Annotated in this window: 23 protein-coding genes; 13 read left to right on the forward strand and 10 right to left on the reverse strand. The window is 68.5% G+C overall.

Annotated elements, in window-relative coordinates; translation table 11 throughout:
• The first annotated feature begins 55 nt into the window (after positions 1–55).
• From hisN to ASC92_RS00430, 5 genes are read left to right on the forward strand one after another with little or no spacing between them, the layout of a single operon-like run.
• The gene (gene hisN, locus ASC92_RS00410; protein ID WP_056509062.1) at positions 56–844 is read left to right on the forward strand and encodes a histidinol-phosphatase; all 789 of its coding nucleotides are present in this window, start codon (positions 56–58) and stop codon (positions 842–844) included.
• Positions 845–856: 12 nt separating this feature from the next.
• Complete coding sequence (locus tag ASC92_RS00415) at positions 857–1,051, forward strand: DUF2905 domain-containing protein (RefSeq protein ID WP_056509065.1); 195 nt, start codon at positions 857–859, stop codon at positions 1,049–1,051.
• A 17-nt stretch (positions 1,052–1,068) separates the two neighbouring features.
• Positions 1,069–1,995: an ROK family protein gene (locus ASC92_RS00420; RefSeq protein ID WP_056509068.1), complete on the forward strand. Its 927-nt coding sequence runs from the start codon at positions 1,069–1,071 to the stop codon at positions 1,993–1,995.
• Positions 1,996–2,018: 23 nt separating this feature from the next.
• Positions 2,019–3,542, forward strand: coding sequence for a tetratricopeptide repeat protein (locus tag ASC92_RS00425; RefSeq protein ID WP_056509071.1), 1,524 nt, complete (start codon positions 2,019–2,021; stop codon positions 3,540–3,542).
• Positions 3,539–3,985: a DUF1877 family protein gene (locus tag ASC92_RS00430; RefSeq protein ID WP_056509074.1), complete on the forward strand. Its 447-nt coding sequence runs from the start codon at positions 3,539–3,541 to the stop codon at positions 3,983–3,985. The genes ASC92_RS00425 and ASC92_RS00430 overlap by 4 nt, the downstream gene beginning before the upstream one ends.
• A 4-nt stretch (positions 3,986–3,989) precedes the next feature.
• Here ASC92_RS00430 and ASC92_RS00435 read toward each other — a convergent pair whose 3' ends face one another.
• Positions 3,990–5,435, reverse strand: a complete 1,446-nt coding sequence (locus tag ASC92_RS00435; protein ID WP_056511689.1) for a PLP-dependent aminotransferase family protein — start codon at positions 5,433–5,435, stop codon at positions 3,990–3,992.
• 179 nt (positions 5,436–5,614) lie between these two features.
• On the opposite strand from ASC92_RS00435, the gene ASC92_RS00440 reads away from it, so the two are divergent.
• On the forward strand, positions 5,615–5,953 hold the full coding sequence (locus tag ASC92_RS00440) for a hypothetical protein (protein WP_056509077.1): 339 nt from the start codon (positions 5,615–5,617) through the stop codon (positions 5,951–5,953).
• Positions 5,954–6,208: 255 nt separating this feature from the next.
• Here the strand turns inward: ASC92_RS00440 and otsA are convergent, their stop codons facing one another.
• The 4 genes from otsA to ASC92_RS00460 all read right to left on the reverse strand — a co-directional run bounded on the left by otsA (position 6,209) and on the right by ASC92_RS00460 (position 11,593).
• Positions 6,209–7,594, reverse strand: coding sequence for an alpha,alpha-trehalose-phosphate synthase (UDP-forming) (gene otsA / locus ASC92_RS00445; protein WP_056509080.1), 1,386 nt, complete (start codon positions 7,592–7,594; stop codon positions 6,209–6,211).
• Positions 7,591–9,513 (reverse strand): glycoside hydrolase family 15 protein, encoded by a 1,923-nt coding sequence (locus ASC92_RS00450; protein ID WP_056509085.1) that lies wholly within the window; start codon positions 9,511–9,513, stop codon positions 7,591–7,593. Before ASC92_RS00450 ends, otsA begins: the two co-directional genes overlap by 4 nt.
• On the reverse strand, positions 9,510–10,301 hold the full coding sequence (gene otsB / locus ASC92_RS00455) for a trehalose-phosphatase (protein WP_056509088.1): 792 nt from the start codon (positions 10,299–10,301) through the stop codon (positions 9,510–9,512). Before otsB ends, ASC92_RS00450 begins: the two co-directional genes overlap by 4 nt.
• Before the next feature lie 128 nt (positions 10,302–10,429).
• Positions 10,430–11,593, reverse strand: coding sequence for a multifunctional CCA addition/repair protein (locus ASC92_RS00460; protein ID WP_056509090.1), 1,164 nt, complete (start codon positions 11,591–11,593; stop codon positions 10,430–10,432).
• 165 nt (positions 11,594–11,758) lie between these two features.
• Between ASC92_RS00460 and ASC92_RS00465 the strand changes: the two genes are divergently transcribed.
• On the forward strand, positions 11,759–12,484 hold the full coding sequence (locus tag ASC92_RS00465; protein WP_056509093.1) for an OmpW/AlkL family protein: 726 nt from the start codon (positions 11,759–11,761) through the stop codon (positions 12,482–12,484).
• A gap of 22 nt (positions 12,485–12,506) precedes the next feature.
• Here the strand turns inward: ASC92_RS00465 and ASC92_RS00470 are convergent, their stop codons facing one another.
• Together ASC92_RS00470 and ASC92_RS00475 are read right to left on the reverse strand one after the other, a co-directional pair.
• Complete coding sequence (locus tag ASC92_RS00470) at positions 12,507–13,193, reverse strand: glutathione S-transferase family protein (protein ID WP_056509096.1); 687 nt, start codon at positions 13,191–13,193, stop codon at positions 12,507–12,509.
• A 399-nt stretch (positions 13,194–13,592) separates the two neighbouring features.
• Complete coding sequence (locus ASC92_RS00475; protein ID WP_056509099.1) at positions 13,593–15,626, reverse strand: lytic transglycosylase domain-containing protein; 2,034 nt, start codon at positions 15,624–15,626, stop codon at positions 13,593–13,595.
• A gap of 9 nt (positions 15,627–15,635) precedes the next feature.
• Here ASC92_RS00475 and ASC92_RS00480 point away from each other — a divergent pair, with 9 nt between their 5' ends.
• A complete protein-coding gene (locus tag ASC92_RS00480; RefSeq protein ID WP_056509101.1) occupies positions 15,636–16,253 on the forward strand; it encodes a 5-formyltetrahydrofolate cyclo-ligase in 618 nt (205 codons plus the stop codon).
• A gap of 9 nt (positions 16,254–16,262) precedes the next feature.
• On the opposite strand, the gene ASC92_RS00485 is transcribed toward ASC92_RS00480, so the two are convergent.
• Positions 16,263–17,246, reverse strand: coding sequence for a LysR substrate-binding domain-containing protein (locus ASC92_RS00485; RefSeq protein ID WP_056509103.1), 984 nt, complete (start codon positions 17,244–17,246; stop codon positions 16,263–16,265).
• A gap of 173 nt (positions 17,247–17,419) precedes the next feature.
• Between ASC92_RS00485 and ASC92_RS00490 the strand changes: the two genes are divergently transcribed.
• Entirely contained in the window at positions 17,420–17,737 is a 318-nt protein-coding gene (locus ASC92_RS00490) for a DUF2917 domain-containing protein (protein WP_056509106.1), read from the forward strand.
• 86 nt (positions 17,738–17,823) lie between these two features.
• Here ASC92_RS00490 and ASC92_RS00495 read toward each other — a convergent pair whose 3' ends face one another.
• Positions 17,824–18,678 carry a DUF6279 family lipoprotein gene (locus ASC92_RS00495; RefSeq protein WP_235505628.1) on the reverse strand — a complete coding sequence of 285 codons (855 nt, stop codon included), beginning with the start codon at positions 18,676–18,678 and terminating at the stop codon, positions 17,824–17,826.
• A 34-nt stretch (positions 18,679–18,712) separates the two neighbouring features.
• On the opposite strand from ASC92_RS00495, the gene glmU reads away from it, so the two are divergent.
• Positions 18,713–20,134, forward strand: a complete 1,422-nt coding sequence (gene glmU / locus ASC92_RS00500) for a bifunctional UDP-N-acetylglucosamine diphosphorylase/glucosamine-1-phosphate N-acetyltransferase GlmU (RefSeq protein WP_056509116.1) — start codon at positions 18,713–18,715, stop codon at positions 20,132–20,134.
• A 109-nt stretch (positions 20,135–20,243) separates the two neighbouring features.
• Here the strand turns inward: glmU and ASC92_RS00505 are convergent, their stop codons facing one another.
• The gene (locus ASC92_RS00505; protein ID WP_056509118.1) at positions 20,244–20,726 is read right to left on the reverse strand and encodes an Lrp/AsnC family transcriptional regulator; all 483 of its coding nucleotides are present in this window, start codon (positions 20,724–20,726) and stop codon (positions 20,244–20,246) included.
• Between the two features lie 138 nt (positions 20,727–20,864).
• Here ASC92_RS00505 and glmS point away from each other — a divergent pair, with 138 nt between their 5' ends.
• From glmS to ASC92_RS00520, 3 genes are all read left to right on the forward strand, one after another.
• Positions 20,865–22,745 carry a glutamine--fructose-6-phosphate transaminase (isomerizing) gene (gene glmS / locus ASC92_RS00510; protein WP_056509120.1) on the forward strand — a complete coding sequence of 627 codons (1,881 nt, stop codon included), beginning with the start codon at positions 20,865–20,867 and terminating at the stop codon, positions 22,743–22,745.
• Between the two features lie 93 nt (positions 22,746–22,838).
• Entirely contained in the window at positions 22,839–23,741 is a 903-nt protein-coding gene (locus ASC92_RS00515; RefSeq protein ID WP_056509123.1) for a LysR family transcriptional regulator, read from the forward strand.
• A 79-nt stretch (positions 23,742–23,820) separates the two neighbouring features.
• Positions 23,821–25,809 (forward strand): aconitase family protein, encoded by a 1,989-nt coding sequence (locus ASC92_RS00520; RefSeq protein WP_056509126.1) that lies wholly within the window; start codon positions 23,821–23,823, stop codon positions 25,807–25,809.
• Positions 25,810–25,815: the final 6 nt, after the last annotated feature.

A 25,815-nucleotide genomic window follows, 5' to 3' on the forward strand; every position in this document is an offset into this window, starting at 1 on the left:
ACCCGGCCCGGCTCGGGTCTAATCGCAGGTTTTGGCACGTGTTCTCCTCTCTCCCATGAGCTCTTCGATTCCCGATCTCCCGTCGATTGCCCAGGCGCTGGCCGATGCCGCGGCCGCGCAGTCGATGCGCTACTTCCGCACGCCGCTGGACATCATCACCAAGGCCGACGAGAGCCCGGTCACGCTGGCCGACCGCGCTGCCGAGACGGCCATGCGCGACATCCTTGGCGCTCGCGTGCCGGCCGACGGCATCTACGGCGAGGAGCATGGCCCCGAGCGGCTCGACGCTGGGCGCATCTGGGTGCTCGACCCGATCGACGGCACGCGCAGCTTCATCACCGGCTCGCCGCTGTGGGGCACGCTGATCGGCGTGCTGGAGGGCGGCCGCGTGGTGCTGGGCATGGTCGACATGCCGGTGCTCGAGGAGCGCTGGATCGGTCACAACCCCAAGGACGGGGGCAAGGGCGCCACGCGCGACGGCCTGCCCGTGCGCGCGAGCGGCTGCACGGAAGTGGCCAAGGCCCGCATCGTCACCACCTCGCCCGACATCTTCGCGCCGGCCGACTGGGCCGCCTTCGACAGGCTCAGCCGCCAATGCGCGATGCGCCGCTTTGGCGGCGACTGCTACGGCTACGCTCAGCTGGCGGGCGGCACCATCGACCTCGTGGTCGAAACCGGCCTGCAGCCCTACGACTATCTCGGCCCGGCCGGACTGATCGAGGCGGCGGGCGGCGTCATCACCGACTGGCAGGGCCAGCCGCTGGGGCTGAAGTCCGACGGGCGGGTGATCGCGGCCGCAACGCCCGAACTCCACCGGCAAGCCATGGCCATTCTCTCGGCCTAGACTGTTGTCCCTATGTTCCGCTGGCTGATCGTCGTCGTCCTGGCACTGGTGCTCATGAGCGGCCTGACCGCCTGGCTGCGCCGCTTCGGCTTCGGACGCCTGCCCGGCGATTTCGAGTTCCGCGCCTTCGGCCGCGAATGGCAGCTGCCGATTGCGAGCACGGTGGTGCTCAGCATGATCGCGGCGCTGGTCGCGCGCCTTCTGTAGACAAGAGACAAACAGCAATGAGAGCCTGCGTAGACATCGGCGGCACCAAGGTGGCCGTGAGCCTTTCCGCTTCGAGCGGCGCGCCGCTGATCGGCCGCCGCAGCGAGCCCACGGCCAAGACCGGCGACAACGATGCGGTGGCGGTGCAGATCATGCGGATGATCGACGAGGTCTGTGCGCAGCAGGGCATCGACGCGGCCACCATCGATCGCGTGGGCGTGTCGTCGGCCGGGCCTTTCGAGCTGCGCGACGGCAAGGTCGAACTGGCCACGCCCAACATCTGCGGCGGCATCGCAGGCCCGGCGCGCGGCCTGCCCAACACCTGGATGACCGCGCTGATCGAGGCCCCGCTGGCAAAGCGCTTCGCCCGCGTGCGGGTCGAGAACGACGCCGTGGCCGCGCTGGAGGCCGAGCGCCATTGGGGTGCACTCCAGGGCGTGGACGATTGCGCCTATGTCACGTGGAGCACCGGCGTCGGCGTCGGCCTGTGCGTGGACGGCCGCGCGCTGCGCGGCAAGAACGGCAACGCCGGCCATGCTGGCCACAGCTTCGTGGTTGACGACGCCAGCGGCGCGCTGTGCGGTTGCGGCAACGTCGGCGACGTCGAAGGGCTGATTGCCGGCAACTCGATCGCGCGGCGCTTCGGCCAGCCCGCGGCCGATCTTTTCAGTTCGGCTGCGGGCGGCGAGCGGCATTCGCTCGAGATTGTCGACGCGCTGTGCCGCGTGATGGGCCGCATGCTCTACAACCTGATCGCCACGCTCGACCTGCAGCGCATCAGCCTGGGCGGCAGCGTGTTCTGGCACCACCGCGATTTCCTGCTGCCGAGGCTACAGGCGCAGGTCGACGGCAAGCTGCCGCCGCTCACGCACGGCGTGCGTCTCGTGCCAGCGGGGCTGGGCGACAAGGTCGGCGACTACGCGGCACTGGCGCTGCTCGACTGAACGGCCACGCGCACCGGCGAACCATGACCCCGTCGCCTCGCCGCCTCTCCTATGCCTACCTGCTGTGGCTGGTGGGCGGCTTCATCGGGGCGCATCGCTTCTATCTGGGGAGCTACCTGGGCGGCGCGGCGCAACTGGCGCTGCTGCTGTACGGAATGGCGGGCCTGCCGGGATCGCGTTTCGGTCTGGCGCTCGTCCTGCCGTGGCTGCTGTTCGACCTCTACTGGATCCACCGGCAGCTGAAGCGGCAGGCCTCGGCCGGGGCCGGGAATGAAGATGCGCCGGCCCGCCGCAGCGTCCGCCGCCCCGCGGCGAACGACGCCAAGGACTACGATCTGGCCGCCCTCGCCGAAGTCAGCAGGCTGCAGGAGCGCTTCGTGGCCGCCGCCGAGGCCGACGACTGGTCCGGGGCCGTCGCCATCGGCGAGCAGGTCGTCGCCAGCGCGCGCCGCGTGTTCAAGGGCCCGCACCAGAACCTCGCGATGAGCCTGTGCATGCTCGGGCAGGCCTGCTACCAGCTTGGCGCCTTCGACAAGGCCCGCGCCTGCCTCGAGGAAAGCCTGTCCATCGGCCGCAAGATCGGCATGCCCGCGGAGGACATGGACGTCGCTCGCAAGGCACTCGACCAGACCCTGGCCGGCATCGACGCACGCAAGGCCCGCGGCGCGGCATCCGACGCGCAGGGCGCGCTGCTGAACCTCCTCGAAGACCGCGAAGCGCGCTACCGCGACGCGCTGGCCCAGGGCGACCTGCCGAATGCCGAGAAGCTCTGTGCCGAGGCCGTCGCCTTCAGCCGCCGGCTGCATGGCGGCCCGGACAAGGCCGTGGTGCTCCACCTGTCCAGCTACGCGGAACTGTGCCGCCGGCTGCGCTGGAACGACAAGGCACAGGCCGCGGCCGACGAAGCCCTGGCCATGATCGGGCAGCTCGGCCTCGATGACAGCTGGCGGCGCGGACCGACCAACACCCTGGCGCTGCTGCATGCCGCGGCCGGGCGTTCCGACGAGGCGGAAGCGCTCTACAAGAAGACCATCGCCATGGCGGTGGCCGAGGCCCGGGGCGGCTCCAGCGATGGCGTGGTGCGCGCCTTCAACAACCTCGCGTTCCTTTACGCCGACTCTGGCCAGGACGAGAAGGCCGAGCTCTGCTACGCGCGCGCCCTCGTGCACCTCGACAAGCTCCCGCCGGGCCAAGGCGATGCCGAGCTGCATTCCGACATGCTCAACAACTTCGCCGGCCTCTACATGGCGCGCCGCGAATTCGTCCGGGCCAAGGAACTGTTCGAGCGTTCGCTCGACATCCAGCAGCGCGACTGCCGCGGCATTTCCCCGGCTGCCGCCAATTCCCACAACGACCTCGGCCTGATCGCGCAGGAAGAGGGCGACCTGCGCCAGGCGCTGGTGCACTTCAAGCGCACGCTGCTGCTCAACCAGATCTGCTCGCCCGACCACGTCAGGAACATCGACAACGCGCAGCGCAACATCGACAGCGTGAGCATGGCGCTCGCGGCCGTCGCACACGCAGCGCGCATGGAGCCCAGCACTTGAGCATCGGCGCCGCCTTCTACGCCCTCGACCGCTACCGGCTGCGCGCGCTGGTGATCGATCCGTCCACCGTGTCGGGCTTCGTGAACTCGCCCGCCGAGCAGGGCGGTCCGCACGACAGCCAGACGGTGGAGCAGGCCTGGGACGTGGTGCGCACGCTGATGCCCGAGGCCGTGGATGGCGAGGAGTTCGACGGCACCGACGGCCTGGGCTGCATCTATCTCACGGCCGCCCACGTGGAGCGCGCGGCGGCGCGGCTCGCGCAGTGCGACGTGGCGGAACTGGTAGGCCGTTTCACCGGCGAGCCGGCGCAGTTCGGCGAGCTCTACTGGACCAAAGTCTGGCAGGAAGGCGCGCAGGAGCTCGCGGAGTTCTTGGAAGGCGTGAAGCGATTCTTTGCCGCTGCGGCCGCAAGGCGCGACGCCGTCGTGTTCTACATCGTCTGAATCGCTAGCCCCGCGGCCGCACGGCCGCCACGATCTCGCCGAGCCGCCGCAGCCCCGCATCCACCGCCTTCGAATACGGCCATCCGCAGTTGATGCGCAGGTAGTTGTCGAAGCGCCCCGAGTTCGAGAACTGCGCGCCCGGCGCCACCACCATGTGCTCGCGCAGCGCCGCCTCGAACACGTCCACCGACGAGCGCTGCCCGGGCAGCTCCACCCACAGCTGCAGCCCGCCGCGCGGCAGGTTCAGCCGCGTGCCGGGCGGAAAATATTTGGCGATGGCGTCCGCCGTCTGGTCGCGCTGCACGTGCAGCCGCTCGCGCAGCCGGCGCAGGTGGCGGTCGTAGGCGCCGCTGGCGATGAACTCGCCCGCGGCGATCTGCGCCAGCGCCTCGTTGTTGCGCGTCTGCGCGTACTTGAGCATTTCCACCTGGGCATGCCAGCGCCCGGCGGTGATCCAGCCCAGCCGCAGCCCCGGCGCCAGCACCTTGTGCAGCGAGGCGCAATAGATCACGTTGCCCGTGCGGTCCCACGACTTCATGGCGCGCAGCGGCGCGTCGCTCTCCACGAGGTCGCTGTAGGTGTCGTCCTCGACCAGCGCAATGCCGTGGCTCTCGCACAGGTGCACCAGCCGCTGCTTGTGGGCGTCGGGCATCACGCTGCCGATGGGGTTCTGCAGGTGCGGCACCACCACCACGGCCTTGATGTCGTCGTAGGTGTGGATGGCGAGGTCGAGCGCCTCGAGGGAGATGCCGGTCTGAGGGCTGGTCGGGATTTCCAGCGCGCGCAGCCCCAGGCTTTCGAGCACCTGCAGCAGTCCGTAGAAGGTGGGCGACTCCACGGCCACCGTGTCGCCCGGCTTGGCGATGGCGCGCAGTGCGAGGTTCAGCGCCTCGATGCAGCCGTTGGTGACGAGCACTTCGTCGGGCGGCACCGTCATGCCGACGCGCAGGTTGCGTTGCGCCAGCGCCTCGCGGAACTGCTCGTGGCCTTTCTGCGACGAGGCGGTGGTCAGCAGCTCGGGCCGCTGGCGCAGCGCGCGCGTCATCGAGTTGCGCAGCGCCTCGGCCGGATAGAGCTCGGGGGCCGCGCGGGCGATGGCGAAGTTGAGCTTCACGCCCGTGTGCCGGCCGCGCGCCATGAAGTTGGCCATGCGCGCACGCATGCTGACGAACTGCGCCGGGTCGGGCGGCACGCCAGCCACCGGCTCTTCCATCGGCGCGATGGCCAGTCGCTGCGGCCGCCGCACGAAATACCCCGAGCGGTCGCGTGCCTCGACCCAGCCGTCGCTCTCCATCGCGCGGCAGACCTGCAGTGCGGTCGACAGGCTGATGTCGTGCAGCCGCATCAGGCTGCGCAGCGACGGCATCTTGTCGCCCTGCTTGAGCGAGCCGGTGTGGATCGCGTCCACGTAATGCGCGGAGAGCTGGCGGTAGAGCGGTAGCGAGTCCATGGCGTTGATGTTCCCCGCATCGGGCATCCGAAAACAGATGCAGTTGCTCGGGAAAACGACCATAACAGATGCGTTCGCGGCCGGGCTGTTCCGGTCGCAATAGCCGTGGTGTGTGCCTGTTTTTCGAGCGGCCGGATTCCTACGATCGATACCCGAACCACCGCTTTTCAAGGCACGCCATGATCACCACGCTCACATCCGCACCTGCCTCCGTCATCCTGGAGCCGGGCCAGTCCCTGCGCACCGCCGTCGATGCCGGCACGTGGCTGCAGGTGGCCGAGGGCCGGGTTCGCGTGGTGTCCCCGCCCGGGTGGTTCGGCGAGACGGTGTTCACGGCGCAGGCGGTGCTGGACGAAGGCGATGTGCATCACCTGGCGCGTGGCGGCTGGATCGAGGTGTCGGCGCTGGCGCCTGCACATCTGCGGGTTCATGCGCCGGCGGCGGGGCTGGCTTCGAGGCCTGAACCTGAACAGGGCCGGCCGGTGATGCGCCTTGTGCGCTTGCTCACTGGCTGGTGAAGGCTAGTGCCTCAATCCGTGGCGCGTGCGAAGGCCACCGGGTACTCCCCTCCGCGAATGTTCCCCGCTTCGCTCCTCCTTTATTTCGCTGCGGGGAGCACCCGGCGCCCTTCGCACAATGAGCGCGGCTCTTGTGCTCGCCGATCAACCAGTGCTCTGAACGATCACGCCGATGGGGTGCCTTGCGCAGCGAAATAAAGGAGGAGCGAAGCGGGGGACATTCGCGGAGCAAGGTACCCCCGCAAAAACAGAAAATCAGCGCTCGCTCGCCGCCTCCCGCAGCGCATCCAGAAAGCTGCGGCGCCACCAGTGGATGTCCTGCTCGCGAATGCGAGACAGCAGCTTCTGGTGCCGCTCGCGACGCTCCTCCAGCGGCATCTGCAGCGCCTGTTGCACGGTCTCGGCCGTGCCGTGGGTGTCGTACGGATTCACCAGCAGCGCTTCCTTCAACTGCTCGGCCGCGCCGGCAAAGCGCGACAGCACCAGCACGCCCGGGTCGGCCGGGTCCTGAGCGGCGATGTATTCCTTCGCCACGAGGTTCATGCCGTCGCGCAGCGGCGTCACCAACCCGACGGCCGCCGCGCGGCACAGCCCCGGCACGCGCTTGCGCGCCACCATGCGGTGGATGTAGCGCACCGGCATCCAGTCGAGCTCGCCGAAGTCGCCGTTGATGGCGCCGCACAGCGATTCGAGCTCGCGCCGGATGTCGCCGTACGCATCGACCGTCTCGCGCGTGGGCGAGGCGATCTGGATCAGCGTTGCGCTGCGCCGGTTCTCGGGGTAGTTGGCCAGCAGCTCGCGGAACGAGCGCACGCGCTGCGGAATGCCCTTGGAGTAGTCGAGCCGGTCGATGCCCAGCAGCAGCCGGCGGCTCGAATACTCGCGCTTCATGGTCTCGTACATGTCGCGCGATTCCTTCGCATGCGTGAGCGCCGCGAACTCGTCGACGTCGATGCCGATCGGGAAGGCGCTGCTGCGCACCGTCTGCCCGTAGGCGCGGTACATGTCGTTGCCCACGTACTCGCCATGTGCCTCGTTGCGCACGTAGTGCTCGAAGTGCTGCACGTCCTGCTGCGCCTGGAAGCCGATCAGGTCGTAGGAGAACAGCGAACGCATCAGCCACTCGTGCTGCGGTACGGCCGCGATGATGATCTGCGGCGGCAGCGGAATGTGCAGGAAGAAGCCCATGCGCTGCCTGCAGCCCATGGCACGCAGTTCGGCCGCCAGCGGAATCAGGTGGTAGTCGTGCACCCAGATGATGTCGTCGTCCTTCAGCAGCGGCAGCAGCTTGCGCGCAAACAGCTGGTTCACGCGCCGGTAGCCGCCGATGAAGCCGGCGTCGAAGTGAGCGAGGTCGAGGCGGTTGTGGAACACCGGCCACAGCACGTCGTTGCTGTAGCCGAGGTAGTAGCTGTCATGGTCCTCGCGGCTCAGGTCGATGGTGGCGAGCGTGACCTTGCCGGCCTGCTGCCTGTGCAGCTCGCCTTCGCCGGTCGGGCCGTCTTCGACGATCTGTCCGCTCCAGCCGAACCACAGGCCGCCGCTTTGCTGCAGGCTCTCGCCGAGCGCCACGGCCAGGCCGCCGGCGGCCGGCTTGCGCGGGTCCGCCACGCGGTTGGAAACGACGACGAGCCGGCTCATATGCAGGAATCCCAGGGCGCCGACAGCCGCACGGCGGCGTTGATGATGCCGACCATCGAATAGGTCTGCGGAAAGTTGCCCCACATCTCGCCCGTCACCGGGTGCGTGTCTTCCGACAGCAGGCCCAGCGGGTTGCGCGCCGCGAGCATGGTCTCGAAGATCTGGCGCGCCTCGGCCTTGCGGCCGATCTTGGCGAGCGCGTCGATGCGCCAGAAGGTGCAGATGTTGAAGGCGGTTTCGGGCTTGCCGAAGTCGTCGGCCGCCTCGTAGCGGCGCATGTAGGGGCCGTCGCACAGCGACTTTTCCATGGCGTCGACGGTGGAGATGAAGCGCGGGTCGCGCGCGTCGATCAGGCCCACTTCCACCATCAGCAGGATGCTCGCGTCGAGCTCGTGGCCGCCGAAGCTCTCGGCAAAGGCCTGGCGCTCCTCGCACCACGACTTGGCGAGGATCTCTTCCTTCATGCGCGAGGCGTGGCCGTGCCAGTAGGCGGCGCGATCGGGCAGGTGCAGCGCGCGTGCGATCTTGGAGAGCCGGTCGCAGGCGGCCCAGCTCATCAGCGCCGAGCTGGTGTGCACGCGGGCGCGGGTGCGCAGCTCCCACATGCCGGCGTCGGGCGTGCCGTAGACGCGCACCGCCTGCTCGCCCACCGCCTCCAGGTGCGGGAACTCCGCCACGCCCGCGCGGCTGAGCAGCCGATGGTCGTGGAAGGCCTGTGCCGCGCCGAGCACGATGTTGCCGTACACGTCGTGCTGGAAGTGCTCCTGCGCCTGGTTGCCCACGCGCACCGGACCCATGCCGCGGTAGCCCGGCAGGCCCTCGACGAAGGACTCGGGCAGCTCGCGCTCCAGCCCGATGCCGTACAGCGGCTGGATGTGCTCGCCGTGCGAGCCGATCACCACGTTGCCGAGCCAGCGCAGGTAGTCTTCCATGGTGCCCACTTCGCTCAGCGAATTGAGCGCGCGCACCACGAAGAAAGCGTCGCGCAGCCAGCAGTAGCGGTAGTCCCAGTTGCGCTGGCTGCCCGGCGCCTCGGGGATGCTGGTGGTCATGGCGGCCACGATGGCGCCGGTGTCCTCGTACAGCGAGAGCTTCAGCGTGATGGCCGCGCGGATCACCGCTTCCTGGTACTCGAAGGGAATGGCGAGGCGCTTGCTCCAGGTGCGCCAGTAGGAGATGGTTTCCTGCTCGAACTTGCGCGCGGTGTCGGCGATGCCGTCGAGCAGCGTCTCGTCCACGCCGAACATGAAGTTGTACTCGCGCGAGATCACGAAGGGCTGGCGCGAGAGGATGTGCGAAATCGAGGCGTCGGTGTTCAGCCGCAGCGTCACGTCGGGCCCGACGTAGCGGATGTGGTTGCTGCCGCGCGTTACTTCCTCAGGCGCCGAGGCGCCCCATTGGAAGCGCGGGTCGAGCGACACGCGCACGCGCGGCGCCCCGGCGATCGGCCGCACGCGGCGCACCATCATCAGCGGGCGGAAGTAGCGCGAGCGGCTGTAGAAGCGCGGCGCGAAGTCGGTGATCTCGATGCCCTGGCCCGCGCTGTCGAACAGCTGCGTGCGCAGCACCGCGGTATTGGGTTCGTACCACTGCTTGCTGGAGGCGAAGTCTTCGATCTCGGTGGCCCAGGCGCCGGCGTCCTCGCCGGGGTGCAGCAGGGCGTTGAACACCGGGTCGCCGTCGAAGCGCGGCAGGCAGCACCACACGGCGCGGCCGCGCGCGTCGATGAGCGCGCTGTAGGCGCAGTTGCCGATCACGCCGACGTTCAGCGAAGGCTCGGCCGGCGGCGCGAAGCCGCGCGGTCCGGGCGCGGCGGCAGCTTTTGCGTCAACCGGGGCCTTGTCGTCGGGGCCGGCGGCGCCGGCCAGCGCCTCGCCTGCGCGGTCTTCGGGAGCCTCCATCAGTTGTCGTTCGCTCATCGGGGGCTCCTCGGGGATTCGGTGTTCTTGTTCCTGGGGGCTGCCAGCAGGTCGCGTGCCTGCACCAGCCATTCATAGACGTCGCGCGGCGATTCAAGGCGGTGCAGCGCCAGGCTCGGCCCGGAGCCGACCTTGACGGCGATGCCGCCGCGCGGCTGCACCACGGCAAAGCCGGTTTCGTCGGTGGTGTCGTCGCCGAGAAAGACCGGCATGCGGCCTGCGAACGGCGCTTCGGCCATGAAGGCCTCGATGGCGATGCCCTTGTGCACGCCGGTGGGCTTCACCTCGAACACGAACTTGCCGTGCATCAGCTCGAGCTGCGGATCGTGCGCGATGGCGCGCGACATCGCGTCGCGGCACACCGCTTCGAGCTGCGGCGCGAGCCGGTAGTGCAGGGCGATGGCGGCGTGCTTGCGCTCCACCAGCAGGCCTTCGTGCACGCGCGCGAGTTCGTTGGCGATGTCGAGGATGGACACGAGGTCGGGCGCGCGCTGCTCCTGCATGTGGCCCTCGGCGTTGCGGCGCTGCACGCCGTGCTCGCCGGCCGCGGGCAGGCGCAGCGGGGCCAGGAAGCGGTCGATGGAATCGATCTGGCGCCCCGACACCACGGCGAGCGCGCCGCCGAGCAGGTCGCGCAGGTCGCCCAGCAAGGGCACGAGGGCAGGGGGAATCTCGATGGCTTCAGGCGTGGGCGCGAGTCCGACCAGCGTACCGTCGAAGTCGAGAAAGAGGGCTGCGTCCCGGCCCAACGGAGGAGGCAACTGCAAGTTGCTGGAGGACTTTGGCATTGGGAAAAACCATAACACGCGACATCATGCGCGCGTGTCGGCCAATGCCGAATCTCCCTCTGGTGTCAGCGGGCGGCCGATGCCCGGGGTGCCTCGTCACGCCCTGGAGAGCATCCTTCGCACCCGTTTCAGGTTCGTGCCGGCAGCGATGCCGCGACGGCCTCGACCCGCGCCCGGTGGATCGCCTCGCCGATCTTCGGGCCGGTCGCACCCGACTGCTGCGCAGCCTTCGCCACCGCATCGGTGGGCACCGCCGCCGCCGTTGCCAGCACCGCGAGCAGGCGCTCGCGCTGCGGGTAGGTCGCGTCGCCGAAGCCGGGCCGGCCGCGTGCATCGCACTCGCAGGCCAGCAGCGCCTCGGCGAAGCGTGAGGGCTTGCGCAAAGCATCGCAGCGCTCCAGCAGGCGCACCAGACCCGTTGCATCGAGCGCGCCGCTGCCGTCGATGTGGCCATGCTCACGCGCCACCACCTCGGCCAGCTCCCGGATGTCCACCGGCACGCGCCAGCGGTCGCACACTTGCTGCAGCTGCGGTTGCCCAACGCTGCGCATGAGGCAGGCGAAGCGCACCGCCAGCGAGGCCTGCAGGCGCGCACCGGCATCGATGGCCGCCATGGGTTGCGTGCCGGTTTCGATCCCGGGCAGCAGCACGGCCAGCGCGCCGCAGTCGCGCAGTACCTCGAACATGCGCGAGGGGCGCTCTTCCATCAGGCCGCGCGACAGCTCCTGCCACACGCGCTCGGGCACCAACGCATCGGCCTCGCCGGCGGCGACCATCTCGCGCATCAGCGCCATCGTTTCCGGGGCGACGGAGAAGTCGTCGAAGCGGGCCGCGAAACGCGCCACGCGCAGGATGCGCACCGGGTCTTCGCGGAAGGCGTCGGTCACGTGGCGCAGCACCTTGTCACGCAGGTCGCGCTGGCCGTGGAAGGGGTCGGCCAGCGCGGCGGGCGTGGGGTCGAAGCGGCCGTCGGCGCTCACCAGCTCTGCCGGCAGCGCGATGGCATTGACGGTCAGGTCGCGGCGCGCGAGGTCTTGTTCGAGCGTGACGTCGGGCGCGGCATGCACGGTGAAACCGCGGTAGCCCGGGGCGCTCTTGCGCTCGGTACGGGCCAGCGCGTATTCCTCGCGCGTCTCGGGGTGCAGGAACACCGGAAAGTCGCGCCCCACGGGCAGGTAGCCCCGGGCCACCATTTCTTCGGGCGTGGCGCCGACCACCAGCCAGTCATGGTCGGACACCGGGCGCTCCAGCAGGCGGTCGCGCAGTGCACCGCCAACGAGAAAAATCTTCATGGGTGCAGTGTAGGGATACTCCTTGGTTCAAAAAATAGAACGGTCGTTCGATAATTTCTGGCGAAGACCGGGCAATCGTTCGTCGATCGGGCGATTTTCAGCGGCATGCATAAGCCGAAGTCCGTATCCGGAGGGATTTTTCAAACCAAAGGAGTAATTCGCACCATGAAGAAAACAATGATTGCGCTGGCGGCCCTGGGCGCTCTGGCGTCCGGAAGCGCTATGGCGCAACAGGCCGGCAACTGGGTCATCGGTTCGGGTTGGTTCCATCTGTCGCCGCAGGATTCGAGCAAGCCCCTGACCGTGACCTCGCCGATTCCGGCCGTTCTGCCCGGCTCGGGGGCCAGCGTGAGCGATTCCGACACCCTCGGTGTCAGCGCGATGTATTTCCTCGACAGCCACTGGGCGGTGGAAGGCGTGTTCGGCGTGCCGCCCAAGTTCAAGCTCAACGGCACCGGCACGCTGGGACGCGTGGGCCAGCTCGGCGAAGCCCGCCAGTGGAGCCCGACCATCCTGGGCAAGTACTACTTCAACGAGGGCAACGACGCCTTCCGCCCGTACGTTGGCCTGGGCGCCGCCTACGTCTGGTACAGCGGCGTCAAGTTGACCTCGAACCTGCAGGGCGCGCTGGCCAGCCAGTTCCACCAGTCGCCGTTTGCCGTCAACACCACGGCCAAGCTCGACAGCTCGTTCGCACCCGTGGTCAACGTCGGCGTGGCCTATCAGTTCGACAAGCACTGGGGCCTCTCGTTCTCGGTGTCGTACATCCCGCTGAAGACCAAGGCCAAGCTGACGACGACCTCGGTCACCGGCCTGCCGGTGGCCACGAGCGAGGCCAGCCTGAAGCTGAACCCGATCGTCACCTACCTCGCGGCCACCTACCGGTTCTGACCTGCCGCCTGCCCCGAAGACCCTAGCGCCGCGTGCGGTAGGGCTCTTCGAATGGCAGGAAGTCCTCCTCCGCCAGTGCATCGTCGATCCAGGCCTTGACGCCCGGCAGTGCCTGCACGCGCTCGATGTAGTCCGCGATGTGCGGCGGCACTGGCAAGCCAAAGGTCTTGATGCGCGTGCCGATCGGTGCGAAGTAGGCGTCGGCGATGCCGAACTGGGCGCCGAACAGCATCGGGCCGCCGTGCACCTCCAGCAGGCCGCTCCACATCTGCACGATGCGCGCGAGGTCGCTGGCGACTTCGGGCACCTCCTTCATCAGCCGCGCGCCCACTTCGGGCAGCGAAGCCTCGATGTTCATGCCGCAATGGTTGCGCAGGCCGCCGAAGCCCGCATGCATTTCGGCGCAGACGCTGCGCGCGCGCGCACGGTCAGCCACCGACCGGGGCCACAGCTGCTTCTCGGGGAAGGCCTCGGCGAGGTATTCGGCGATGGCCAGCGTGTCCCAGACGACGAGGTCGCCGTCCACCAGCACCGGCACCTTGGCCACCGGATTGAGCGCGCCGATGGTGTGCTTGAACTGCGAGTCGGCCTCGAACGAATCGAAGCGCAGCACGACTTCCTCGAAGTCGATGCCGGCCTGCTTCATCAGCACCCAGGGCCGCATGGACCACGACGAGTAGTTCTTGTTGCCGACATAGAGCTTGCGCATGGGGAGGCCTTCGATTGCGGTGATTCGGGAAAGCCTTCGATGCTAGCCGTACGCTGTACCGTGATTGATGACGAACGCGGGGCGAATTGATGCGGGGCCGCTGTGTTCGGGGTGCGTGCGAAGGCCACCGGGTACTCCCCTGCGCGAATGTCCCCCGCTTCGCTCCTCCTTTATTTCGCTGCGGGGAGCACCCGGCGCCCTTCGCACATGGACGCTGTCGTTGTGCTCGCTGATCAATCAGTGCTCTGAACGATCACGCTGGCGGGGTGCTCTGCGCAGCGAAATAAAGGAGGAGCCCGAAGGGCGGGGGACATTCGCGGAGCAGAGTACCCCGTCGGCGTGAGCGCGCCCCAAACAACTCGCACCTCACGCACAACGAACCGAAAAGCCGGACTACCCCTATGGAAGATCCTTGTTCGGCTCCGGCTCGGCCGCGTCGCGCGGCCCCACGCGGCCCAGGCGCTCCTTCAGCGACTGCGGCCGGCCGCTGATGATGGCGGCGTAGTTGGTGGTGTTGGCCAGCACCTTCTTCACGTAGTCGCGGGTTTCGGTGAACGGCACGTTCTCGGCCCAGATGGCGGCGTCGAGCACCGGCCCGTTGCGCCAGTTGCGCGGGCGGCCCGGGCCGGCGTTGTAGGCGGCGGCGGCCAGCGCCATCGATCCGTCGAAGTCGTCGAGCGCGAGCTTCAGGTAGTTGGTGCCGATGGTGATGTTGGTCTCGCGGTCGTTGATCTGGCCGGGCGAGAAGTCGGACATGCCGATCTTGCGGGCGGTCCAGCGCGCGGTGGCGGGCATGACCTGCATCAGGCCCGAAGCGCCGACGCCGGAGCGCGCATCCATGATGAAGCGGCTTTCCTGTCGGATCAGGCCGTACACGTAGGCCGGGTCGAGGCCGATGTCCTGGGCCTTGCGCAGCACCGTGTCGTGGAAGGGCATGGGAAAGCGCTGCTCCACGTCGACCACGCCCTTGGTGCGCTCGCTGGTGTTGATGCAGCGGTCCCACACCTCGCGCTGGCAGGCGAAGTCGGCCGCGGCCAGCAGCGCGCGGTCGTCCATGCCGCCCTTGTCGTGCAGGTTGGTGGCGTAGTTCCACTCGCGCGTGCCTTCGGGGCGCAGGCCCATCGCGATGGCGTAGAGGCCGCGGGCGAGCGCCGGGTTGTTGCGCGCGGCGGCCTTTTCCTCGGGCGTGAGCGGGGCGGGGCGCGTGGGCACCACCGTGCGCTGGCCCAGCTCCTCGAGCGCCAGCATTTCGTAGAAGCCGCGCGAGCCGGCGATGCTCTGGTAGAACTCGCGGGCCTGGGCGCGGCGTTCGTCGCCGCCGACGCTGGCCAGGGCGCGGGCCTTCCAGTAGACCCAGGTCGGGTCGAGCTGGGCGGTTTCGCTCATGGCGTCGATGGCGGGCGCCACCTCTTTCCACTGGCCCGCGCGCAGGGCGGCGCGCACGCGCCAGCCGAGCATGTCGTCGGACAGGTCGCCGTTCTTCGTGACGTTGGCGAAATAGGTGCCGGCCTGCGGCCAGAGCTTCTGCGCGCCGGCGCGGCCGATGGTGCCCCAGAGCCAGTTGCGCTCTTCGGCGGAGAGCATCGGGCCCCACTTGCTGTCGAGCTGCGAGGCGGCCATTTCGGGGTCGGCAATGGCGACCTTGATGAGCGCCAGCACCACCAGCTCCTTGCGCGACTTGGCAGCCACGAAGGCGCGGCCGGTCAGGAACTTGGCCGAGCTGGCGTTGAGCTCGTCGAACAGCGGCAGCGCATCGGGCGCGGCGATGGTGACGGCGGCGCGCGCGGCCTGCGGGCGGTTGGCCTCGATGGCCAGCCGGGCCTTCTTCCAGACGTCGCTGGTCGACATCAGGCGGGCGGCGACCATGCGGTCTGCGGCGGTGAGGCAGCCGTCGTCCAGGTCTTTCTGGGCGAACCAGCTGCGACGCACCTCGTCGGCTTGCGCCTGCGTGGCGGTGCCGCTGCGCAGCGCGTCGACCAGGACCGCGTAGCAACGCACCTGCGCGTCGTCGCCCATGCGGAAGCCGTCGAGCGAGGCGGAGAAGTTGTCCCAGTCGCGGCGCTGGCCGGTGAGCAGCAGCCAGTCGTTGCGCAGGCGGTCTTCCTGGTAGGTGCCGGGGTAGCGCGCGAAGAAGTCCTGCACTTCGTTGGGCGCGGCTTCCTGCAGGCGTGCCTTGAGTTCCCAGTACGCGGCCCAGGGTTCCAGCGCATGGCCGCGGGCCTGCGGCAGCAGGGCGGTCAGGCGGGCTTTGTCGCCGCGCTGGAAGGCCTGCTTCATCTGGATCAGCACGTCGTCGTTGGTGTTGCCGTTCTGTGCTGCCGCGGGTTGCTGCGAGAGCAACGCGGCGAGGGCCAGGACAGCGGAAAAAACGAGTGCGGGGGTTGTGTTGCGCGGGTGGGCGCGCTTGGGTGCCAAAATGCTTGGGAACTGCATCGGGGGATTATGGACAAGTCAAAGGATGCCGGCACTTCGGCGACGGCGCGTTTTCTGAAGGATCAGCTGCGCAAGGCATTGATCGAACAACGCCTGGCCATGCCGGACCGGCTGACACGCGCCGACCTGCTGCAGCGCGTGATGCGGATCTGGCTGGTGGGCCGGCCCGACACCGTGATCGGCGCTTATTGGCCGATCAAGGGCGAGTTCGATCCGCTGCCTGCCCTGCACCGCTGGAAGGAAGACGGCGAGCTGATGGAGGAGACGCAGCGCCGCCGCATCGGACTGCCGGTGATCGACAAGGTCCACAAGACGCTGACCTTCCATGCCTGGTACCCGGGCTGCCAGATGGAAGAAGACGCCTACGGCATTCCCAAGCCCAAGGACACCGAGCTGATCGTGCCGACCCTGCTGTTCGTGCCCTGCGTGGGCTACAGCGCGGGCGGCTACCGGCTGGGCTACGGCGGCGGCTTCTACGACCGCACGCTGGCCGCGCTGGAGCCGCGACCGTTCACGGTGGGGCTGGGGTTCACCCACGGCTTCCTCGAAGACTTCGAGCCCGAGGCGCACGACCTGCCGCTCGACGCAATCCTCAACGACAACGGCGTCGTCTGGCCAACGAGCTGAGCGGCACGGTCAGTCGATGTTGTCGACGGTGTCCGGATCGGGCACCTCGCCGATGGTTTCGCGCGTGGTCATGGCCTGCAGCTGCAACCAGTCGCAGAAGGCCCTGATTTCCGGGCGCAGCGCGTTGCGCGGCCCGGCAATGAGCCAGTAGGACATCGGCGAGTCCAGCCGGTGCTGCGGCAGCACCTCCACCAGGTCGCCGTTGGCCAGGCTCTCGGCAATCAGCGAACTGCGCGCCAGCGTCACGCCCTGCCCGGTGAGCGCGGCCTGCACCATCTGGTAGGCGTAGTTGAAATAGAGCCAGCGCTTGGGCTGCGCACGCTCCAGCCCGTTCACCTCGAACCAGCGCCGCCAGGTCAGCCACTCCAGGTGCGTGCGGTGCGCGTCGCCGGCCTCGATCAGCGTGAACCGGGTGATGTCCGCGGGCGTCTTGATGGGCGGACTGCTCTTGAGCAGCCAGGGGCTGGCCACCGGCGTCAGCGTTTCGCCGAACAGGCGCAACGCGCCGGCCGGCATGCTTTCGCGCGGGCCGTAGCGCAGGGCGATGTCCACGTCGGCCACGTCGAGGTCGACCGCGACGTCGCTGGCGTCGATGCGGATGTCGATCTCTGGGTTGTCGCGCTGGAAGGCCTCCAGCCGCGGAATGAGCCACATCGAGGCGAACGAGGCAAAGGTGGTCAGCGACACGCTCTGGCGCCCCGCGCTCTGGCGGATCTGGCGCACGGCCGTGTCGATGCGCGGCAGCGACTGCTGCACCGCCAGCAGCAGCAGCGCCCCGGCGCTCGTGAGCTCCACTGCGCGCGTGTGGCGCAGGAACAAGGCCACGCCCACTTCTTCTTCGAGCGACTGGATCTGGCGGCTGACTGCCGACTGGGTCAGTGCCATTTCTTCCGCCGCGGCGCGGAAGTTCAGGTGCCGGGCCACTGCCTCGAAGGCGCGCAGGTGCCCGGCGGAGATCGGGCGGGAGCGCAAATGGGTCTGCGAATGTTGCATGGGTATGACTTTGAAGAGCGAATGGGCACCCAGGTCGATTGATGCTGAACGCGCATCAGTAGGCTAACTCGTTTTCATTGGACCGCCAACGCCGTAAAAACGATCATTCATTCCCGAACTGCGCTATTGCCTCTTTCTGTCAAGCGCTTCGGCAAAGCCCAAGGAGCTACACCATGTCCACCGCCGTCTGCACCACCGAATCGCTCTCGTCCCTGTCCGTTCCCGCTCGCGCCGCCGCCGTTCCCCCGGCTGTGCGCCGTGGCGCCTGGCAGATCGCGCCCGGCGAGGCGATGAGCCTGAAGGCGCGGTCGGCCAGCATCCTGCGGGTCAGGCAGGGCCGGGTGTGGATCACGCCCGACGCCACGGTCAAGAACCCCAGCGAAGACCTGGTGCTCGCACCCGGCGAGTCGCTGACGGTGGCCGCCGGCCAGCGCATCGTGATGGAGGCGTGGGACGGCTACGGCGCGACCTACAGCTGGGACAACGCCTGATCGGTTGTTCGCCCTCCAAGTGCTGAAGAGGCGGCTGCGGCCGCCTTTTCTCTTTTTTGAAGCTTCATTCCTTCGGCCCGGCCGCCTCAGCGCTGCGCCACCAACTGGCGCAAGTCGTCCTGGTAGGCCTGCAGCCGGCGCACCGCCTGCGCGCGCTGGCTGGCGGTGGTGCTGTTGTGCAGCGCCGCCGTGTTGCCACAGCCTTCCTGCACCAGCGCCTGCTGCTGGTCGCGCCAGGGTCCGGGCTGCGGCTCGGCGACGCGCTGGATGTAGCCGTGCAGCGCGGCGCGTGCCTCGGCCGGTAACGGCTTGCTGGCGACAAAGCCGCGCAGCAGCACCAGTGCCTCCTGCTGTCGCCTGCGGTGCTCGGCGTCTGCCAGCAGCGGATCGAACACCGACTGCGCCACCTGCTGCTTCAGCAGGCCGCGCTGCTCGTCGGTGAGCTGGCCATAGAAATCCTCGGCGCGCTCGAGGAACCGGTCGTAGCGCTTTTGCTGCACCTGCGCCGGGGTGCGATCGAGCCAGCCCTTGCGGAATGCGGCGTTGTTCTTCGCGTACTTGCGTTCCAGCTGCAGCAGTTGGGCCTCGCTCAGGCTCAGCGCCAGTTCGGTGCCTGCGGGCTCGGCGCGCTCGGTCACGGCCAGCAGGCGCTCGCGGATGCGGTCGGACATGGCACACACCTGCGCCGGCGTTACCTCGCCAGGCGCCAGCGCCTGCGCCTCCTGCAGCAGCGAGGCGATGCGCGGCAGCTCGTTCTGCCGGTGCCAGGCCAGCAACTGCTCCAGCTCGTCGCGCACCTTCGGAGTCTGCGCACCGTTGAAGTCCAGGTAGGCATCGAGCCGCCAGTAGCTCACCGCGGGCAGGTTGTTGTAGGCCAGCTTGATCGCGCTGCAGGCGCCCAGGGCGGCCACGGCAAGCAGCACGCCGATAATTCGCGCCAACAGTACAGCGCAACGCAATCGGGAAGAACAACGCATGAATCAGACTCCGCAACAAGACAGCAAGCCGGGACCGGTCGACATCGTCATCATGGCCGCCGGCAAGGGCACGCGCATGAAAAGCAGGCTGCCCAAAGTGTTGCATCGATTGGGCGGTCGCGCCTTGCTGGCGCATGTGGCGGGCACCGCCGCGCGCATCGGTGCGCGCAGCGTGGTGGTTGTCACCGGCCACGGCGCAGCCGAAGTCGAGGCTTCGCTGGACAGCGGCATCGCTGGCGCCACGCTGCGCTTTGCGCGCCAGGAGCCGCAGCTCGGCACCGGCCACGCGGTGCAGCAGGCCGCGCCGCTGCTGCCAGACGACGGCACGGTGGTCGTGCTGTCGGGCGACGTGCCGCTGATCGGCGAAGACACCTTGCGCGCGCTCATCGCGGCCAGCGCGGGCCGGCGCCTCGCACTGCTGACCATTGAATTCGACGACCCGACCGGCTATGGCCGCGTCATTCGTGCGGCGGGCGGGGGCGAGGTCACCGCCATCGTCGAGCACAAGGACGCAAGCGAAGCGCAACGCACCGTGCGCGAGATCTACAGCGGCGTGATGGCCGTGCCCGCGCGCCTGCTCAAGGGCTGGCTTGCGCGGCTCGACAACAGGAACGCGCAAGGCGAGTACTACCTGACCGACGTGGTGAAGTTCGCCGCCGCCGACGGCGTGCCCGTGGTCGCGCACGTCACCGCAGACGCTCTGCAGGTGGCCGGCATCAACAGCCCGGCCCAACTCGCGGCGCTCGAACGCGCCTGGCAACTGCGCCAGGCCAATGCGCTGATGGAGCAGGGCGTGCGCCTGGCCGACCCGGCGCGCTTCGACCTGCGCGGCACGCTCGATTGCGCGGGCGACGTGGAGATCGACGTCAACTGCATCTTCGAAGGCGCGGTGTCGCTGGGCGAGGGCGTGCGCATCGGCGCAAACTGCGTCGTTGCCAATGCGCGCATCGAGGCCGGCGCGGTGATCCATCCGTTCACCCACATCGACGGCGAGAAGGCCGGCGCGATGGTGGGCGCGGGCGCGCTCGTCGGACCCTTCGCGCGGCTGCGTCCCGGCGCGCAGCTGGGCGCCGAGGTGCACATCGGCAACTTCGTCGAGGTCAAGAACTCGACGCTGGCCCCCGGCGCCAAGGCCAACCACCTGGCGTACCTGGGCGACGCCACCGTGGGCGAGCGCGTCAACTACGGCGCGGGCAGCATCACTGCCAACTACGACGGCGCCAACAAGCACCGCACCGTGATCGGCGACGACGTGCACGTGGGCAGCAACTGCGTGCTGGTGGCACCGATCACCATCGGCGCGGGCGGCACCATCGGCGGGGGCTCGACCGTCAACAAGTCGACCGAGCCGGGCGCGCTGACCGTGGCGCGCGGCAAGCAGGTGAGCTTTTCGAACTGGAAGCGCCCGCAGAAGAAATAGGCTCGCCCCCAGGCTGCGCGCACTTCGTGTCGCTTCGCCAACCCCCTGCCGGGGGCAGCACTTGCGGCCCGGCAAAGCCGGTTCCGCGGTGTTTCACGAAAGGGTCCTCCTATTGCAATGGCAGCAGCGGGGTGAACTTCGCGCGCTTGAGGCTGAAGAAGGCCTTGACGTTGCGCACGTTCGCATCGGCCGTGAACAGGCGCTGCGTGAGCGCGCCGTAGTCGGGCATGTCGCGCGCCGCGACGATCAGCACGAAATCCGGCCCCGGCGACACGCGCCAGCACTGCTGCACCGCGTCGTCGGCGATCACGCGCGCCTCGAAGGCGTCGAGCGACGCGGCGTCCTGCCGGTCCAGCGAAATCTCGATCACCGCCTGCAGGCCGTGGCCCAGCGCCGCGGCGAGCCGGTCGGGCGACAGCAGCGCGACTTGGCGTTCGATGAGCCCTTCCTCCCGCAGCCGCTGTACCCGCCGCAGGCAGGTGGGCGGCGAGATGCCGACATCGGCGGCCAGGCGCTGATTGGTCTGCGAGGCGTCGCGCTGCAGGGCGTCGAGCAGGCGCAGGTCTATTGAATCGAGCGATATTGATTCCATATTCGATGGAATTATGGAATAAAAATCCATCAGTGGTATTGGGTGAAATAAAAGTCCAAAATCAACGAAATTAAGAGGGCATATTTCTTTTGTGCCTGCCTACCATGCAGGCTCCTCTCCATTCAAAGGCAGCTCACCATGTGCGGCATCGTCGGGGCAGCGTCCCATCGCAACATCGTTCCGGTCCTGGTCCAGGGCCTCCAGCGGCTGGAATACCGCGGCTATGACTCGTGCGGCGTGGCGGTGCATGCCGGCGGCCTGACGCGGGCGCGCACCACCTCGCGCGTGGCCGACCTCGTGGCGCAGGTGCGCGACGACAAGGTCGAAGGCCTCACCGGCATCGCCCACACGCGCTGGGCCACGCACGGCGCGCCGGCGGTGCACAACGCACACCCGCATTTCAGCCATGGTCCCGGCGCCGACGCACAAGCCGCGCGCCCGGGCCGCATCGCGCTCGTGCACAACGGCATCATCGAAAACCACGAAGCCCTGCGCGCCGCGCTGGAAGCCAGGGGCTACGTGTTCGAGAGCCAGACCGACACCGAGGTCATCGCTCACCTCGTCGACAGCCTCTACGACGGCGACCTGTTCGAAGCCGTGAAGGCCGCCGTGCTGCAGCTGCACGGCGCCTACGCCATCGCCGTGATCTGCCGCGACGAACCGCAGCGCGTGGTCGGTGCGCGCGCGGGTTCGCCGCTGATCCTCGGCGCAGGCAAGGACGGCGGAGAGAACTTCCTCGCCAGCGACGCAATGGCCCTGGCCGGCGTGACCGACCAGATCGTCTACCTCGAAGAAGGCGACGTGGTCGACCTGCAGCCCGGCAAGTACTGGATCGTCGACAGGAACCACAAGCCCGTGACCCGTACCGTGCGCACCGTGCAGGCCCACAGCGGCGCGGCCGAACTCGGCCCCTACCGCCACTACATGCAGAAGGAAATCTTCGAGCAGCCGCGCGCCATCGGCGACACGCTCGAAGGCGTGGAAGGCATCGTGCCCGAGCTGTTCGACGGCATCGGGCAAGACGGCGCCACCGGGGCGAGCGCGTACCGCGTGTTCCAGGACATCGACAAGATCCTCATCCTTGCGTGCGGCACCAGCTACTACAGCGGCTGCGCGGCCAAGTACTGGCTCGAGGGCATCGCGAAGATCTCCACGCAGGTCGAGATCGCGAGCGAGTACCGCTACCGCGACTCCGTGCCCGACCCGAAGACGCTGGTCGTCACCATCAGCCAGTCGGGCGAGACGGCCGACACGCTGGCCGCGCTGAAGCATGCGCGCTCATTGGGCATGGAACAGACGCTGACCATCTGCAACGTGGCCACCAGCGCGATGGTGCGCGAGTGCAAGCTGGCGTACATCACGCGGGCGGGCGTGGAGATCGGCGTGGCGTCGACCAAGGCCTTCACCACGCAGCTCGCGGGCCTGTTCCTGCTCACGCTGGCCATCGCGCAGGCCAAGGGCAGGCTGAGCGATGCCGACGAGGCGCGCTACCTGAAGGAGATGCGGCACCTGCCGGTCGCGCTGCAGTCGGTGCTCGCGCTGGAGCCGCAGATCATCGGCTGGGCCGAGGACTTCGCGCGCAAGGACAACGCCCTGTTCCTCGGCCGCGGGCTGCACTACCCGATTGCGCTCGAAGGTGCGCTCAAGCTCAAGGAAGTGACCTACATCCACGCCGAGGCCTATGCGGCCGGCGAACTCAAGCACGGCCCGCTCGCGCTGGTCACGAGCGAGATGCCCGTGGTGGCCGTGGCACCGAACGATGCGCTGCTCGAAAAGCTCAAGAGCAACCTGCAGGAAGTGCGTGCGCGCGGCGGTGTTCTCTATGTGCTGGCCGACGGCGACACGAAGATCGCGAGCGGCGAAGGGCTGCACGTGATCCGCATGCCGGAGCACTACGGCGCGCTTTCGCCGATCCTGCACGTGGTGCCGCTGCAGCTGCTGGCGTATCACACGGCGTGTGCGCGCGGGACGGATGTGGACAAGCCGCGGAACCTGGCGAAGAGCGTGACGGTGGAGTGAGGGCCGCTCGCCGCGCCGCAATTTGCCGGGGCGCTTCCTGCTGATCCAGCAGGACCGAACGCGCGTGCGCCACAACGCTGCAACAATGCGGATTTGCAAGCGCATCTCGTGGCCCGTCGCGTCGATCCCTACAGTGTCAGGTTGTTCGTTTCCGTTGCCCGGGCGGGATCCATTGTTCGCGCGGCCGGGCAGGAACACATTGCACCGTCTGCGCTGAGCAGGCGACTTGCCGACCTTGAACATGCGTTCGGCACGACGCTCCTGATCCGTTCGCCGCGCGGCATCGAGCTCACCGATGCCGGCCATGTGGTGTTGGCGGGCGGCGAGCAGATCGACGCCGACCTGCAGGCGCTCGTGCGCAAAGTCCAGACCGTGGGCGATGCGGTGCGCGGTACGGTCCGGCTGTACGCCAACATGTCGGCGGTGATCGGTTTCCTGCCGGAACGGTTGCAATCTTTCATGACGTCTTTCCCGCAGGTCGAGGTGTCGCTGCAGGAACTGGACACGCGCGATGTTGTGCGTGCCTGCCTCGACGACCGTGCCGACGTGGGCGTCGGGGTCGAGGTGCAGGTGCCGGCGGGGCTCGAGTCGTGGCGATTCGCAACGGACCCGTTGCTGGTGGTGCTGCCGGCCGGCCATGCGCTGGCCAAACGCAAGTCGCTGAGTTTTGCGCAAGCGCTCGAACACCCCTTGATCGGCGTTCACCAGGGCGGCGCGCTGGACCGTTCCCTGCACGAGCGCGCAGCCGCGCTGCACCACCCGTTTGCACCGACCGTGTCCGTCAGCAGCTTCGATGCGGTCTGCCGCATGGTCGAAGCCGGACTCGGCATTGCCGTGATTCCCCAGAGCGCGGCGGCGGCCTACGCTGGCAATGCCCGTTTTGCACGGCGTCCGCTCGATGAGCCCTGGGCCGCGCGCGACCTGCACCTGTACGCGCTGCGCAAGTCGCCGCGCCGTCGCGCCGTGGCGGCCCTGATCGAGGCGCTTCGCGGGTAACTCCGGATCTCGCATTTGGAGAGAGCCGGTTTGCCGTATCGGCGCTTTCAGGCATGCGGCGCGGCCATGATCATTGGGCATGCCAGCCATTTCGCCAGCCAGCACGCCGCCGCAGCGCTTTGCCCCCGCCATCCTCTTCCTGAGCCAATCGGCCGACGTCGTTGGCCGCAGCCTGCAGGGCGAACCCGTGACGCTCGACGCGGCCCGCCCGCTGCGCGACGACGTCTCGACCGATGAGATCACGCCGCTGCCGATCCTCACGCACTACGACGACAAGCTGGGCAGCTACCCCTACACCGGCTTTCGCGCGGGCGAGGCGACACCCATAGGCATCGACGCGATCCGCGGGCACGGCATCGAGGTCGTGGTCGCCGGCAAGCGCTACGGCAAAGGCTCGTCGCGCGAGCACAGCCCGGCGGCCGAGAAGCTGGCCGGGGTGCGGCTGGTGATCGCCGAAAGCTTCGAGCGCATCTACCGCCAGAACGCCGACAACATCGGCCTGTTCACTTCGACCGACTTCGGCCTGGTCTCGCGCATTCAGGCCGGCGAGGCGATACCGCTGGAAGACCTTGTGGCCGGCCGCGACGCGCTGGCGGCCGCCATTCTCGGGAGCGGCGGCCTGCTGCGCTTCGGCCAGCAGTTCATGCGCAACATCGCCTCGGCACCGGTCGCCGGGGACGGGCGCCCGCGCACGCTGTTCGAGAAAATCGTGGCGCGCCATGCGCTCGCCACCGAACTCACCGAGGCCCACCCCACGCCCGGCGACGGTGCTTTCGTGCGAGCCGATCGACGATTCATCCACGAGTACTACACCGGCATGGCGGCGCACATGCTGCACGCGACCTTCGGCCGCCCCCTGGCGTTGCGCGACCCGGCATCGATCGTCGTGTTCGAAGACCACACGTCCTATGTCGAGGAAAGCCCGGCGCACGTGCGCGGCGGGCTGGTACCGAACGTGCACCGCATGGTCGAGGCGCAACGCGAGTTCGTCGCCGCCTACGGCCTGCGCTCGCACCGCACGCTGACCGAAGCAGAGGCGGCCGCCGATGACGGCAGCAACGTCGCCGGCATCTCGCACGCGATGGTGGCCGAGCACTACGCGCTGCCGGGCCAACTGGTGGTGGGCACCGATTCGCACACGCCGCACAGTGGCGCGCTCGGCTGCGTGGCATTCGGCGTCGGTACCACCGACATGGCGAATGCCTTCGTGACAGGCGCGGTGCGGCTCACCGTGCCGCAGTCGCTGCGCATCGTGCTCGACGGGCGCATCCCGCCCGGTGTCACGGCCAAGGACATCGTGCTGCATCTGCTGGCGCTGCCGCTCATTCGCGACGGCAACGGCGTCGGCAAGGTGTTCGAGTTTTGCGGCGAGTCCATTGCGGCGCTGTCGACCGACGAACGCGCGACGCTCACCAACATGACGGCGGAGCTCGGCGGCTTCACCGGCATCGTCGCACCCGACGCGGAAACCGTGCGCTTCCTGCGCGAGCGCCGTGGCGTTGAATTCGTGCTGGAGCCATGGATGGCGAGCGACGAGGGCGCCGCATATGCCGAGACCCTGCACGTCGACTGCGCCGCGGTGCCGCCGATGGTGGCGCGGCCCGGTGATCCCGGCAACGGCCTGCCGTTGCGCGAGGTGGCTGCGCCGGTGCGGATCGACATTGCCTACGGCGGCTCCTGCACCGCCGGCAAGCGGGAAGACTTCGACCATTACCACGCGGTGTTGCGCTGGGCGGCTGAGCGCGGCCTGAAAGTCGCGTCCGGCGTGCAGCTGTTCCTTCAGTTCGGCACCACGGCCGTTCGGGACCACTGCATCGAACAGGGCTACATGGAAGCGTTCGAGAAGGTCGGCGCACGCATGCTGCAACCGTCGTGCGGGGCCTGCGGCAACTGCGGGCCCGGCGGTTCGGTCCGTGCCGATCAGGTCACCGTCAGTGCTATCAACCGCAACTTCCCGGGGCGCGGCGGGCCCGGCCAGGTCTGGCTTGCCAGTCCCCCGACCGTGGCCGCCAGCGCGATTGCCGGGGAGCTCGTGTCATTCGAGACGCTGCGCCAGCGCTACACCTGAATTCAC

Source organism: Variovorax sp. Root411 (assembly GCF_001425205.1).
GTDB lineage: Bacteria > Pseudomonadota > Gammaproteobacteria > Burkholderiales > Burkholderiaceae_C > Variovorax.

Excerpts from the sequence above, each read along its gene's own strand:
- hisN (WP_056509062.1), top strand. The coding sequence starts at position 56 with ATGAGCTCTTCGATTCCCGATCTCCCGTCGATTGCCCAGGCGCTGGCC.
- ASC92_RS00415 (WP_056509065.1), top strand. The coding sequence starts at position 857 with ATGTTCCGCTGGCTGATCGTCGTCGTCCTGGCACTGGTGCTCATGAGC.
- ASC92_RS00420 (WP_056509068.1), top strand. The coding sequence starts at position 1,069 with ATGAGAGCCTGCGTAGACATCGGCGGCACCAAGGTGGCCGTGAGCCTT.
- ASC92_RS00425 (WP_056509071.1), top strand. The coding sequence starts at position 2,019 with ATGACCCCGTCGCCTCGCCGCCTCTCCTATGCCTACCTGCTGTGGCTG.
- ASC92_RS00435 (WP_056511689.1), bottom strand. The coding sequence starts at position 5,435 with ATGGACTCGCTACCGCTCTACCGCCAGCTCTCCGCGCATTACGTGGAC.
- ASC92_RS00440 (WP_056509077.1), top strand. The coding sequence starts at position 5,615 with ATGATCACCACGCTCACATCCGCACCTGCCTCCGTCATCCTGGAGCCG.
- otsA (WP_056509080.1), bottom strand. The coding sequence starts at position 7,594 with ATGAGCCGGCTCGTCGTCGTTTCCAACCGCGTGGCGGACCCGCGCAAG.
- ASC92_RS00450 (WP_056509085.1), bottom strand. The coding sequence starts at position 9,513 with ATGAGCGAACGACAACTGATGGAGGCTCCCGAAGACCGCGCAGGCGAG.
- otsB (WP_056509088.1), bottom strand. The coding sequence starts at position 10,301 with ATGCCAAAGTCCTCCAGCAACTTGCAGTTGCCTCCTCCGTTGGGCCGG.
- ASC92_RS00460 (WP_056509090.1), bottom strand. The coding sequence starts at position 11,593 with ATGAAGATTTTTCTCGTTGGCGGTGCACTGCGCGACCGCCTGCTGGAG.
- ASC92_RS00465 (WP_056509093.1), top strand. The coding sequence starts at position 11,759 with ATGAAGAAAACAATGATTGCGCTGGCGGCCCTGGGCGCTCTGGCGTCC.
- ASC92_RS00470 (WP_056509096.1), bottom strand. The coding sequence starts at position 13,193 with ATGCGCAAGCTCTATGTCGGCAACAAGAACTACTCGTCGTGGTCCATG.
- ASC92_RS00475 (WP_056509099.1), bottom strand. The coding sequence starts at position 15,626 with ATGCAGTTCCCAAGCATTTTGGCACCCAAGCGCGCCCACCCGCGCAAC.
- ASC92_RS00480 (WP_056509101.1), top strand. The coding sequence starts at position 15,636 with ATGGACAAGTCAAAGGATGCCGGCACTTCGGCGACGGCGCGTTTTCTG.
- ASC92_RS00485 (WP_056509103.1), bottom strand. The coding sequence starts at position 17,246 with ATGCAACATTCGCAGACCCATTTGCGCTCCCGCCCGATCTCCGCCGGG.
- ASC92_RS00490 (WP_056509106.1), top strand. The coding sequence starts at position 17,420 with ATGTCCACCGCCGTCTGCACCACCGAATCGCTCTCGTCCCTGTCCGTT.
- glmU (WP_056509116.1), top strand. The coding sequence starts at position 18,713 with ATGAATCAGACTCCGCAACAAGACAGCAAGCCGGGACCGGTCGACATC.
- ASC92_RS00505 (WP_056509118.1), bottom strand. The coding sequence starts at position 20,726 with ATGGAATCAATATCGCTCGATTCAATAGACCTGCGCCTGCTCGACGCC.
- glmS (WP_056509120.1), top strand. The coding sequence starts at position 20,865 with ATGTGCGGCATCGTCGGGGCAGCGTCCCATCGCAACATCGTTCCGGTC.
- ASC92_RS00520 (WP_056509126.1), top strand. The coding sequence starts at position 23,821 with ATGCCAGCCATTTCGCCAGCCAGCACGCCGCCGCAGCGCTTTGCCCCC.